This window comes from Aeromicrobium sp. 50.2.37, from assembly GCF_024655735.1.
Lineage (GTDB): Bacteria > Actinomycetota > Actinomycetes > Propionibacteriales > Nocardioidaceae > Aeromicrobium.
Genome location: NZ_JANLGG010000011.1, coordinates 92,966 through 104,959 on the forward strand (window position 1 = coordinate 92,966; position 11,994 = coordinate 104,959).

Annotated in this window: 13 protein-coding genes and 1 pseudogene; 6 read left to right on the plus strand and 8 right to left on the minus strand. The window is 72.1% G+C overall.

Translation table 11 applies throughout. The features are described 5' to 3' along the window. Window positions 1–327: 327 nt before the first annotated feature. From trxA to NUV38_RS07910, 6 genes are all read right to left on the minus strand, one after another. A complete protein-coding gene (gene trxA, locus NUV38_RS07885) occupies window positions 328–651 on the minus strand; it encodes a thioredoxin (protein ID WP_055966076.1) in 324 nt (107 codons plus the stop codon). Window positions 652–700: 49 nt separating this feature from the next. Continuing rightward, window positions 701–1,699 carry a thioredoxin-disulfide reductase gene (gene trxB, locus NUV38_RS07890; RefSeq protein WP_257728596.1) on the minus strand — a complete coding sequence of 333 codons (999 nt, stop codon included), beginning with the start codon at window positions 1,697–1,699 and terminating at the stop codon, window positions 701–703. Window positions 1,700–1,781: 82 nt separating this feature from the next. Further along, window positions 1,782–3,362, minus strand: coding sequence for a protein kinase family protein (locus NUV38_RS07895; RefSeq protein WP_257728597.1), 1,581 nt, complete (start codon window positions 3,360–3,362; stop codon window positions 1,782–1,784). An 80-nt stretch (window positions 3,363–3,442) separates the two neighbouring features. Then, entirely contained in the window at window positions 3,443–3,880 is a 438-nt protein-coding gene (locus tag NUV38_RS07900) for an HNH endonuclease (protein WP_257728598.1), read from the minus strand. 76 nt (window positions 3,881–3,956) lie between these two features. Continuing rightward, a complete protein-coding gene (locus tag NUV38_RS07905) occupies window positions 3,957–4,295 on the minus strand; it encodes a hypothetical protein (RefSeq protein ID WP_257728599.1) in 339 nt (112 codons plus the stop codon). Window positions 4,296–4,316: 21 nt separating this feature from the next. Continuing rightward, on the minus strand, window positions 4,317–5,408 hold the full coding sequence (locus NUV38_RS07910; RefSeq protein WP_257728600.1) for a YihY/virulence factor BrkB family protein: 1,092 nt from the start codon (window positions 5,406–5,408) through the stop codon (window positions 4,317–4,319). Window positions 5,409–5,602: 194 nt separating this feature from the next. Between NUV38_RS07910 and NUV38_RS07915 the strand changes: the two are divergent. The 5 genes and pseudogenes from NUV38_RS07915 to NUV38_RS07935 all read left to right on the plus strand — a co-directional run. Then, window positions 5,603–6,979 (plus strand): annotated as a pseudogene (locus NUV38_RS07915) (circularly permuted type 2 ATP-grasp protein); the annotation flags it as partial. Between the two features lie 131 nt (window positions 6,980–7,110). Beyond that, window positions 7,111–7,203: an alpha-E domain-containing protein gene (locus NUV38_RS07920; RefSeq protein ID WP_257728602.1), complete on the plus strand. Its 93-nt coding sequence runs from the start codon at window positions 7,111–7,113 to the stop codon at window positions 7,201–7,203. Next, window positions 7,197–8,123 carry an alpha-E domain-containing protein gene (locus tag NUV38_RS07925; RefSeq protein ID WP_055962403.1) on the plus strand — a complete coding sequence of 309 codons (927 nt, stop codon included), beginning with the start codon at window positions 7,197–7,199 and terminating at the stop codon, window positions 8,121–8,123. The genes NUV38_RS07920 and NUV38_RS07925 overlap by 7 nt, the downstream gene beginning before the upstream one ends. A gap of 47 nt (window positions 8,124–8,170) precedes the next feature. Beyond that, complete coding sequence (locus tag NUV38_RS07930; RefSeq protein ID WP_257728603.1) at window positions 8,171–9,004, plus strand: transglutaminase family protein; 834 nt, start codon at window positions 8,171–8,173, stop codon at window positions 9,002–9,004. A 23-nt stretch (window positions 9,005–9,027) separates the two neighbouring features. Continuing rightward, window positions 9,028–9,654, plus strand: a complete 627-nt coding sequence (locus tag NUV38_RS07935; protein WP_257728604.1) for a hypothetical protein — start codon at window positions 9,028–9,030, stop codon at window positions 9,652–9,654. 54 nt (window positions 9,655–9,708) lie between these two features. On the opposite strand, the gene NUV38_RS07940 is transcribed toward NUV38_RS07935, so the two are convergent. Continuing rightward, a complete protein-coding gene (locus tag NUV38_RS07940) occupies window positions 9,709–10,131 on the minus strand; it encodes a hypothetical protein (protein ID WP_257728605.1) in 423 nt (140 codons plus the stop codon). 77 nt (window positions 10,132–10,208) lie between these two features. Next, window positions 10,209–10,724 (minus strand): hypothetical protein, encoded by a 516-nt coding sequence (locus tag NUV38_RS07945; RefSeq protein WP_257728606.1) that lies wholly within the window; start codon window positions 10,722–10,724, stop codon window positions 10,209–10,211. Between the two features lie 64 nt (window positions 10,725–10,788). Between NUV38_RS07945 and NUV38_RS07950 the strand changes: the two genes are divergently transcribed. Beyond that, the gene (locus NUV38_RS07950) at window positions 10,789–11,916 is read left to right on the plus strand and encodes an aldo/keto reductase (protein ID WP_257728607.1); all 1,128 of its coding nucleotides are present in this window, start codon (window positions 10,789–10,791) and stop codon (window positions 11,914–11,916) included. Window positions 11,917–11,994 lie beyond the last annotated feature (78 nt).

Consider the following 11,994-nt stretch of genomic DNA (forward strand, 5'->3'; position numbering starts at 1 on the left):
GCGTGGATCCCGCGCAGATGAAGAATCGTGGCCGCGCTCCGCAGACCCACCCGGGCCCAGAGCCCCTGCTCCGGTCGAGGCCCTTTCGGAGAACGAGCCCGCTCGCAGCCACAGCGGCGCAGCAGCAGGCGAGAGTCCAGCCGGAGCAGCGCAGCCGGAGGTCGAGGCGCCGCCACAGCGACGCAGCAGCAGGCGAGAGCCCAGCCGGAGCAGCGCATCCGGAGGTCGAGGCGCAGCCCGGCGTCCACCAGGTCCCTGCCGGACGTCCCCCGGGAACGACGAAGCCCCCGACGCCGTGGCACCGGGGGCTTCGCGTCGTGCTGCGGGTCAGGCGTACTCGGACAGCTCGCCGAGGATGGCCGACTTGGGGCGGACGCCGACGATCGACTTCACGACCTCGCCCTTGTAGTAGAGGTTCATCGTCGGCAGGCCGGTGACCCGGTACTGCGACGGGGTGACGGGGTTGGCGTCGGCGTCCATCTTGACGATGGTGAGCGCCTCGCCCTTCTCGGCGGCGATCTCCTCGAGGATCGGGGCGAGCTGGCGGCACGGGCCGCACCAGCTGGCCCAGAAGTCGACGAGCACGGGGCCGTCGGCCTTGAGGACCTTCTCGTCGAAGTCGGCGTCGGTGACGGGGGTGATGTCAGGCATGGGGTTCTCCTTCAGCAGGTGGGGTCGGGGTGGTCGGTGGGCGTGCAGGTCACTCGGCGTACTGGGCCATGGCGACGTCGGGAGCGGGCAGTCCGGCCTGCTCCATGTCGGCGAGGAACCGCTCGGCGTCGAGCGCGGCCGAGCAGCCGGTGCCGGCGGCCGTGATGGCCTGGCGGTAGGTGTGGTCGACGAGGTCCCCCGCGGCGAACACGCCGGGCAGGTTCGTCGCCGTGCTGCCGGGCTTGACCAGCACGTAGCCCTCGTCGTTGAGGTCGACCTGGCCGGTGAGCAGCTCCGAGCGCGGGTCGTGGCCGATCGCGATGAACAGGCCCGTCGCGTCGAGGTCGCGGGTCTCGCCGGTCACCGTGTCGCGCAGGGTGACCTTCTCGAGCCGGCCCTCGCCGTGCAGCTCGGCGACCTCGGAGTTCCAGGCGAACTCGATCTTGTCGTTGGCGATGGCCCGGTCCTGCATGATCTTGGACGCGCGCAGCTCGTCGCGACGGTGCACCAGCGTGACCTTGGAGGCGAACCGGGTGAGGAAGGTGGCCTCCTCGACGGCGGAGTCACCGCCACCGACGACCACGATGTTCTGCTCGCGGAAGAAGAAGCCGTCGCACGTGGCGCACCAGCTCACGCCGTGGCCGGACAGCTCGTCCTCACGGTCGACGCCGAGCTTGCGGTAGCCCGAGCCCATGGCCAGCACGACGGCGTGGGCACGGTAGGTGCTCCCGTCGGCCAGGCTCACGGTCTTGACGTCGCCGGTGAGGTCGACCTCGGTGACGTCGTCGGAGATCAGCTCGGCGCCGAAGCGCTCGGCCTGGGCGCGGAAGTTGTCCATCAGGGCCGGGCCCATGATGCCGTCGGGGAAGCCGGGGAAGTTCTCGACGTCGGTGGTGTTCATGAGGGCACCACCGGCGGTGACCGAGCCCTCGAACACGAGGGGCTCCAGGTTGGCGCGGGCGGCGTACACGGCCGCGGTGTAGCCGGACGGGCCGGAGCCGATGATGATCAGGTTGCGGACGCCATCGGTGGACGACTGGGTGCTCATGGATGCCTTCTCGTAGACGAGTCTCTTCCTGCTGCAACGCAGTCTAGGTGCCGAACATTCCAGGCACCGTCGACCTCACGGGTCAGCGGCGGCCCTGCACGGTGACCTCACGCACCTCGCCCTGGAAGTCGCCGGGCCTGACCTCGGGGAGCCGGGTGAGCCACAGGACGATCCGACGCGTGTAGGTGCCCTCGGGGAAGCTCACCGTGACGTCGCTGCCGACATCGTCGAGCGCCGCGATGCGCTGCAGGTCGGCGAGCCGCGTGGGCACGTCGCCCCCGGGGCTGGAGGCGTACACCGACAGCGACGTGCCTGCACCGCCGAGGAGCACACGCACCGACTCGACCTCCCGCGGGCCACCGAGGTCGAGCACCAGCCCGACGCCGTCCTTGAGGCCGCCGAGATCGGCGCGGTTGAAGTAGGTCGAGGTGCGCCAGGCCGTGTCGGGGTCCCCGTCGACGGCCAGCGCCACCTCGTCCGGGTTCTCCTCGCCGTCCTCTCCCTGGGGATCGAGGTCCCGGACGTCGACCACCGGCAGGGTCTCGACCGCGGTGCGATCGCCACCGGTGGTGGTCCCGGCGACGGGGGCGTCGTCGTCGGTGGACCGTCCGACCACGAAGGCCAGTCCGGCAGCGATCAGGAGCACCATGGCGATGCCGGCGAGCACGAGCTTGCGATCACCGGTCGACGTGGCTCGCCTGGCGCGGGAGACACCCCGCTCGAAGGTGGTGGGCGGGGCCGGCTCGAAGGCCTTGGGTCGGCGGCGTGGCGGCTCCAGGCCCGGGGGTGGCCCGGCCGGCACGATCACCGGGTCGAGCCGCAGCAGGTCGGGCGACGAGATGTGCAGCGGGCTCGGGTCGTCCACCTCCGACTCGTCCTCACCGGTCAGCCGCAGGGCCCGGGCGATGTCGGCGGCCGTGCGCAGCGGGGTGCGGTGGTGCATCGGCGGACGGCCGAGGATCCGGTCGCACACGGCGTCGACGTCGCGCGAGACGCCGGCCCTCACCTGTCGGGGGCGCAGGAGCCGGCCGTGCTCGACGGGGGCCGACCGCAGGCCGTCGACGGGGACTCCGGGCCACCGGCTCACCAGGCAGGCGTAGAGCAGCTTGCCCAGGGCCTCGACGTCCATCTGCTCGTACGCCTGCAGGTCGTCGAAGGTGTCGCGATGACCGGCGGGGGCGAGGGCGGTGGCCACCCCCAGACCGACGATGCGCACGGCACCGGTCTGCTTGAGCAGCACGTGGTGCGGGGTCAGTCGTCGGTGGAAGAGGTTCTTCTCGTGGGCGTGGGCCAGTGCCTCGGCGACCTCGGCGACCACGGTGGCCGCGCGGCGGTTCGGCAGCGCCGACTGCCGCAGCAGCTGGTCGAGGGGGAAGGCCCGCGCCCACTCCCGGACGACGACGTGGTGGTCGTGGTCGGACTCCACGAGGTCGAGCACGCGCAGGAAGCGGGGGTCGGTGACGGTGGTCGACTGGCGGGCGGCCTCGAGGAAGTTGTCGGCACGCGGGTCGGTGCTCGGCAGCATCTCGATGCCGACGTTGCGCGCCAGGACGGTGTCGTGCGCACGCCAGGTGCTGGCGCCGAGCTTCTCGGTGACGAGGTCCTGCAGCACGTAGCGCCCGTCGAGCTCGTCACCGGCCCCCAGGGCCCGCCGCTCGGTCATCGCCACCTCTTCCGTGTGCGCTCCCATCGTAGGACGCGGCGCCTGGCCCGGTGGGCGCCACGCAGCGACGGGACGACCGGTCAGCCGACGAGGAACCCCGGTGGCGGGACGGCGGGGGTGACGAGCAGCGTCATGCCGGCCTCGGCGGGGGTTCGGTCGGCCTTGCGGTGGTTGCAGCGCAGGCACGCGGCCACGGCGTTCTCCCAGCTGAGCGTGCCCCCGCGGCTGCGCGGGACAATGTGGTCGACGGTCTCGGCCCGGCCACCGCAGTACCCGCACATCTTGTCGCGCGCCTTGACGGCCGACTTGGTGCACAGGTGACCCCGGCGATGTCGCCAGCGGGTCACGACGTAGCGCACCAGCCGCAGCACCTTGGGCTTGGGGAACGGGCCGAACGTGCCCTCGTCCTCCTCCTCGATGACCGCCACCTCGCGCACGAGCATCTTGATGGCGTGGCGCAGCGAGACACGTTGCAGCGGCTCGTAGCTGGCGTTGAGGACGAGCACGTGGTCGGCCATGGGCGCACCCTTTCCGCGACCAGCGTAGCCGCCGCGCCCGACTTCGGGGGGCGAGGACGACGTGTCGGGTGGGTGGTCAGAGCACCCAGAAGAGCCCGGCGGCCGAGGGCACGAGGGAGACGAGCGCCCACGGCCACGAGAGGTAGGGCGTCGCGGCGAGGATCGCCCGGGTGGCGATGCTGATGCCCACGGCGAGCAGGGCCGACATGACCACGAGCACGATCGCCCCGCCGCGGCGGTCCTGGCCGGCGATGACCTCGGCCACCACCACGAGACCGATGACGCCGTGGATCGCCACGACGAAGAAGCAGATGGCGGTCGTGCGACGGCGCACCTTCTGCAGCGCGGCCGTCTCCTCGGCGCTCATGGTGCGGGACACCGCGCGCCGGACGTCGCCCTCGGCCTGGTCGCTCACCGCCCCAGGGTACGGCCCGGCTCAGTCGTCGCGCGTGGACCGGCCGAGGAACCCACCGAGCAGGGCGCCCAGGCCGAACCCGACGGCCAGCGGACGCACGTAGCCGACGTCGGCCGGCTCGACCTTCACCACGTCGTCCTCGACCCACGCCCCGTCGTCGTCGACCACCCCGTCGCGCCCGTCCTCACCGCGCGTCGCGCCCTCGAGCGCGGCGATCTCGGCCAGGGTCACCTCGTCGGTGCAGGCCCACGAGACGCCGTACATCACGAGCCGGGAGAAGTAGTAGATCCAGACGACCAGGGTCAGTGCGATCGCGAGCGAGGCGACGGGCACCGAGCTCGCGCCACGGAGGATCAGGCTGGCGAACTGCTTGATCAGCTCGAAGCCGACCGCCGAGAACAGCGCGCCGCGCCACAGGGCAGCGGCCGGGAGGTCGGGCTTCGGCAGCAGGCGGAAGATTGCCCAGAACAGCAGGGTGCTGACGGCCACGCCGACCGCGACCGAGACGATCGTCAGCAGCACGGTGCCGACCACGCCGGACAGGCCGATCGCGTCGAGGATCGTCGACCCGAGCGCGACCGGCAGACCACCGATCGACACCGACGCCACGAGCACCAAGCCCAGCACGACGAGGGTCACCAGGTCGGTTCCCTTGGCCTTGACGATGTTGCCGGCCTCCGTGGTGGGCAGGTCGAGCATCTGGTTGAGCCCGTCGCGCAGCCCGCTGACCCAGTTGAGCCCGGCGTACAGCGCCGTGGCCAGACCGATCGTGTAGATGGCGGGCGCGTTGGAGGCGATGTCGGAGAGCGCGATGCGCCCGGGCGCCGGGTCGACCGACACGATCCCCGGCAGCACGCCGCCGAGGGCGTCGACGAAGTCCTGCTGGGCGTCGGGGTAGACCTCGGCCAGCTGGCCGACGACCGCGAACGAGACCGCCAGGAGAGGGAAGAAGCTGAGGAAGCCGAAGTAGGTGGCCCCACCGGCGGCCAGGTTCCCGCGGCGCTGTCCGTAGTGGTCGAGCATCCGGATCACGTGGGCCAGGAACGGGCTCGTCGCAGCGATCCGCTCCTTGATGCCGGGCTTCTCGTCCGGTCCGCCCCCGTCGTCGCTCATGGCTCGACCCTAGGAGTCCTGTGCCCTCGATGCGACTCGGTGGCCGTCCGCGCGATCCCCGGCGGGGGTGCACGACGGGGCCGGGTCCGCTAGACAGGAGACGAAACACGACCGACACCTCCTCTGCCTAGGGTGGCCACGTGAGCGACGCGCACCTCTTCGACGGCTACGGACCCGTGGCCGGGTTCGACGAGATGTTCGACGGCGACAGCCTGCGCAGCGAGTACGCCCGGGTGCACTCCGCCTTCTCGCAGATGGGCAACGAGGAGATCCGCTCGCGTGCGGAGTCGCTCGCGTCGGCCTACCTCGACCAGGGCGTCACGTTCGGCGTCGGGGGCGAGGAGCGGCCCTTCCCGCTCGACATCGTCCCCCGGATCATCGAGGCGGCCGACTGGGCGCACGTCGACACGGGCGTGCGGCAGCGGGTCAAGGCGCTCGAGGCGTTCCTGGCCGACGTCTACGGCCCGGGCGAGGTGTTCACCGACGGCGTCGTCCCGCGCGAGACGGTGCTGACGTCGCCGCACTACCACCGCGTCGTGGCCGGGCTGGAGCCTCCCAACGGGGTGCGGGTGCACATCTCCGGCATCGACCTCATCCGCGACGGCGACGGCCGGTTCCGGGTGCTGGAGGACAACTGCCGCGTCCCGTCGGGCGTCTCCTACGTCATGACGAACCGGCCGGCCATGTCCGCCGCGCTGCCGGAGGTCTTCGCGGACCACCGCATCCGCCCGGTGCAGCAGTACTCGCGCAACCTGCTCGCCGCGCTGCGGGCGTCGGCACCGTCGGGCGTGAGCGACCCGAACGTCGTGGTGCTCACCCCGGGCGTCTACAACTCCGCCTACTTCGAGCACACGCTGCTCGCGCGCACGATGGGTGTCGAGCTGGTCGAGGGCCGCGACCTGGTCTGCCAGCAGGGCCGCGTGTCCATGCGCACCACCCGCGGGCTGGAGCCGGTGCACGTCATCTACCGGCGCATCGACGACGAGTACCTCGACCCGATGCAGTTCGTCCCCGAGTCGGTGCTCGGCGTCCCCGGCCTCGTGAACGCGGCCCGCGCGGGCAACGTGACGATCGCCAACGCCGTGGGCAACGGCGTGGCCGACGACAAGCTGATCTACACCTACGTCCCCGACCTCATCCGCTACTACCTGGGCGAGGACCCCATCCTCTCCAACGTCGACACCTGGCGCCTGGGCGATGCCGACCAGCGCGAGGAGGTCCTCGACCGGCTCGACGAGCTGGTCCTCAAGCCGGTGGACGGGTCCGGCGGCAAGGGCATCGTCATCGGCCCGGCGGCGTCGGCCGAGGAGCTCGACGAGCTGCGCGGCAAGATCCACGCCGACCCGCGCGCGTGGATCGCCCAGCCGGTCGTGTCGCTGTCGACCGTCCCGACGCTCGTGGAGCAGGGCATCCGGCCGCGGCACGTCGACCTGCGTCCGTTCGCGGTGAACGACGGCGACGACGTGTACGTGCTGCCCGGCGGCCTCACGCGCGTGGCGCTGCCCGAGGGCGAGCTGATCGTGAACTCCTCGCGCGGCGGTGGCTCCAAGGACACCTGGGTGCTGGCGGACCCCTTCACGCCCGCCGACCCGAAGGACACGGTCGACGAGGACGACGACGTGTCGGACAAGGTGCCCAAGCGGTCCGTCCAGACGCAGACCCAGGACGGGCAGACCCAGTCCCAGATCGGTGGAGGTGCCTGATGCCGAGCCGCATCGCCGAGTCGTTGTCCTGGATCGGCCGCTACCTCGAGCCCGCCGATGACCCCCAGCGAGAGGTGGCGGGCGGATGCTGAGCCGCATTGCCGAGTCGTTGTTCTGGATCGGCCGCTACCTCGAGCGCGCCGATGACACCGCGCGCATCCTCGACGTCCAGCTGCAGGTGCTGGTGGAGGACCCGGCCATCGACGAGGCCGCGTCGTGCGAGCAGCTGCTGAGCGTCATGGGCGTCGAGGACTACGCCGGGTCGATCAACCGGTGGACGATCCTCGACCTGCTGGCCCACAACGTCGACTCGCCCAGCTCGATCGCCGCGGCGATCACGGCCGCGCGCGAGGGGGCCCGCGGTGCCCGCGAGACGTTGTCGACCGACATCTGGGCGTCGATCAACACCATGTGGCGTGGGCTGCCGTCGGCGCGCACGAAGCGGCCGCCGGACATGTTCGCGTGGGTGCGCAACCGCACGGCCATGATCAACGGCATCGCCGACGGCACCATGCCGCGCGACGAGGGCTGGAACTTCTTCGTGCTCGGTCGCAGCATCGAGCGGGTCGACATGACCGCTCGGCTGCTCTCGACCGCGGCGCTCGCGTCGGACACCCAGGTCGCGTGGCCCACGACGTTGCGCGCCTGCGGGGCCTACGAGGCGTTCATCCGGGCGTACCGCGGGCTCGACGGCGACCGCCAGGCGGCGGAGTTCCTGCTGCTCGACCGCTGGTTCCCGCGGTCGGTGGTCTCGGCGCTGATGGAGGCCGAACGAGCACTGAGCCGCCTCGAGGCCCGTGGCCAGCGGTCAGGGTTCGGCGACGAGGCGCAGCGTCTGCTCGGTCGGGCGCGCACCGAGCTGGAGTACCGGCCCCTGGCCGAGATCGTCGAGGCGATGCCGATCGAGATGGAGCGGCTCCAGCGCACCTGCGGGGCGGCCAGCGAGGCGGTCTCGGCGCGCTACTTCTCGCACTCGGAGAACCACGCGTGGACGGGTGGGGTGGCGCTGTGAACGGTCAGGTCCAGTCCCAGACGCAGGGCGGCGGCTCGGGTCGTCCCATGCAGCTGCGCATCCGCCACGTCACCGGCTTCACGTACGACGAGGGTGCGGCGGCCTCCTACAACGAGGCGCGCCTGACGCCGCTGACGACGTCCGACCAGTTCGTGCTGCGCTCGCGCATCGAGGTGACCCCCACGGCCTGGTCGCAGGAGTACCGCGACTACTGGGGGACCGTGGTCACCGCGTTCGAGGTGCACGAGCCGCACGACGCGCTCACCGTGGTCGCGACGTCGACGGTCGAGAGCACCCCGCACCCGGTCGACGAGCCGACGGTGGGCTGGGACGCCCTGCCGGCCGTGTCCGACGAGTGGTGCGAGTTCCTGGTCCTGGACGACTGGGTCCGGCCCGACATCGCCCTCGAGGCGCAGCTCGACGACCTGCGGGCCGGTTCGGCGACGCCGGGCGAGTACGCGGCCGCGGTCTTCGGCCTCGTGCACGGCCACCTGCGCTACCTGCCGGGGGCGACGGTCGTGTCCACCACCGCCGCCGAGGCGTGGCGGGCCGGTGCGGGCGTCTGCCAGGACCTCGCGCACGTGACGGTCGGCGCACTGCGACGGGCGGGCATCCCGGCCCGGTACGTGTCCGGCTACCTGCACCCGGCGTCCGAGCCCGTCGTGGGCGAGACGGTGCAGGGCGAGTCGCACGCGTGGATCGAGTACTGGGACGGCGACTGGCGCGGCTTCGACCCGACCAACGCCGTGGTGCCCGGCGAGCGCCACGTGCTCGTGGCCCGTGGACGCGACTACTCCGACAGCACCCCGCTGCGCGGCATCTACTCCACGCAGGGCGAGTCCGAGCTGTTCGTCTCGGTCGAGATCACCCGCCTGCGGTGAGCCCCGGAGCGTAGGTTCGCCCCATGGCACTCCTGCACGGCGGCGCGCAGATCCGTCCGACCAAGCCCGAGGTCCTCGCGACCTACCTCGCGGACCGGCCCTGGGCCGGTGACGGCGAGATCGAGGTGCTCGGCGCCTACCGGCTGGAGGATCCCGACGGCGAGGTCGGCCTCGAGACGCACCTCGTCCGCACTGCCGACGGCACGGTCGTGCAGGTCCCGTTGACGTACCGAGGAGCGCCGCTGGCCGGCGCCGACCCGTACCTCGTGGCCACCATGGAGCACTCGGTGCTCGGTCAGCGGTGGGTCTACGACGGGTGCGGCGACCCCGTCCACGTGGCGGCGCTCGCGGCGGCCGTCCTCGCCGGTGGCACTCAGGCCGAGCTGGTGCGCGAGCTCCCCGACGGCACGTCGAGCGTCGTCGACCCCTCGGTCCGGGTTCGTGGGACCGGCCACGAGGCCCATCCCGGCTCGGTCGGGCTGGTCGACGTCCGCGAGGAGGGCGACGTGACCGTCGTGGTCACGTCCGTCGGCGACCTGCTCGTGCGGCGGGTGCTCGACGAGGCCGTGCCCGAGGGCGGGCCGGTCCTCGAGGGCACGTGGCCGGGTGTGGAGACGCCGGTCCCGCTGGTCGTTCTGCGCCCTCACTGATCGGTCCAGCCTGATCGGAAGCGGCCCGTCGTGACCGGCCGCTGGTCCAGGAGCTCAGGCGCCGGCGTTGAGCGGGGTGGTCTCGGCGTCGGGTCGGTCGCGTCCGGGCATCGACGAGGCGGAGCCGGCGATCACCAGCAGCGCGGCGAGGGCGAGCGCAGCGGTGGACGAGCCGAGGTCGACCATGGAGTCGATCGCGTCGGGAGCGCCACCGACCGCGTTGTCGTGCGAGAAGCCGCGTAGCCAGGCCACCCATGCGACGACCGCACCCGCGGAGCCGACGGTGGCCAGGCCCACGGCGGCCGTGCGGGCCGACCGGGCCGCCGACGGCTGGGCGAGGACGGCGAGCATGGCCACGCCGATGAGGCCGACGCCCCACGGGGTCGGCAGCACCAGGAGCGGCGCCTTCCCCAGCGCCGCGGCGGCGACGAGCGCGACGGCGCAGGTGCCGACCACGACCCCGATCACCGTCTTCATGGGTCCAGGGTGACGGCTCGGGGGCGATCCGTCACGTCGAGTCGGAACCCGTTCCACCCGAGACGCTGGGACGCCGCTCACCGAGCCGGGTCGCGGAGGGCCACCCACGCCGCGACGCCGGCGCAGACCGTGAGGGCCGGCAGAAGCACCAGCTGGGTGACGGCGAGGGGCTCGAACGCGGCGTGGGTGGCCAGGAGCCGCACGATCCAGGTCGTCGCGAAGAGCGCCGTGGTCAGGTCGAGCCAGACGTAGCGAGGGCGACCTCCGAGCGGCACGCCGCGGGCCCGCAGCACCGCGTCGACCCGTGGTGCCGATCCGCGCCCGGCCGCACCGAGCGCCACCGCCGCACCCGCGGCCGCCAGCCACAGGGCCCAGGACCCGTCGAGCGACACGAAGGCCGAACCGCAGGCGACCACGCACACCGCGAAGGCGCTCGCGGGCAGCACCGCGTCGTCACGACGCAGGAACGGTGCCGCACGCTCCAGCTCGGCGTCGTCGAGCCCACGTGCACGGTGGGCCAGCAGGGTGGGCTGCAGCACCTTCACCACCGCCAGGAACGTCAGCGCGCCCAGCACCGCGATCGCCACGACCATGCCCGCACCCTCCCACGATCGGCTCGACGGGTGAGGAGTGGCGTGCCTCGGTAGCGTCGGGGTCATGACCGAGGAGCGCTACTGGGCCGACGCCGTGCCCGAGACCCACCGTCCGTACGTCGCCGCCGAGGACCGGTACACCCACCTGGACTACCGCCGGGTCGGCACGAGCGGCCTGCTGCTGCCGCCGATCTCGCTGGGGCTGTGGTGGAACTTCGGTGACGACCGGCCGTTCGCGACGCAGCGGGAGATCCTGCGGCACGCGTTCGACAAGGGCGTCACCCACTTCGACCTCGCCAACAACTACGGCCCGCCGTACGGCTCGGCGGAGGAGAACTTCGGGCGGATGATGCGCACCGACTTCAAGCCGTACCGCGACGAGCTGGTGCTCTCGAGCAAGGCCGGCTGGGACATGTGGCCGGGGCCCTACGGCAAGCTCGGGTCGCGCAAGTACCTGCTCAGCAGCCTCGACGCGTCGCTGGAGCGGATGAGCGTCGAGTACGTCGACATCTTCTACTCCCACCGCACCGACCCCGGCACGCCGGTCGCGGAGACGATCGGCGCGCTCGACACCGCGGTCCGCCAGGGCAAGGCGCTCTACGTCGGCATCTCGTCGTACTCGCCGGAGATGACGGCGGAGGCGGTCGCGGTGGCCCGCGACCTGGGCACGCCGCTGGTGATCCACCAGCCGTCGTACTCGATGCTCAACCGCTGGATCGAGTCCGGCAGCACCGATGCGCGCCCCGCCGGGTTCGGCGCGACCGGCGCCGGGGGTGGGTCGAGCCTGCTGTCGGTCCTCGACGAGCACGGCATGGGCTCGATCGGCTTCACCCCGCTCGCCCAGGGCCTGCTCACCTCGAAGTACCTGGGCGACGAGCCGGCGGAGCGCTCGGGCGAGCGCGGCTCCTTCACCGACGACGTCGTCACGCCCGACATGGTGGAGCGTCTGCGTGGGCTCAACGCGATCGCCGAGGAGCGCGGCCAGACCCTCGCCCAGCTCGCGATCTCGTGGGTGCTGCGGCCCGGCGGCGTCACGTCGGCGCTCATCGGCGCCTCCTCGACCGAGCAGCTGGACGAGAACCTCGCCGCCGCGGCGAACGTCGACTTCAGCGACGACGAGCTGTCGCGCATCGACGACCTCGCCGGCACCGTCGACGGCGTGAACATCTGGAGCGTCTCCAGCGACCTCTGACCCGTCCCGGTGATTCCCATCAGCTGATGGGCGGATTCGTGTCGTGGGTGCAACGGGTTGGTCTCAGGCGCCGAGGAT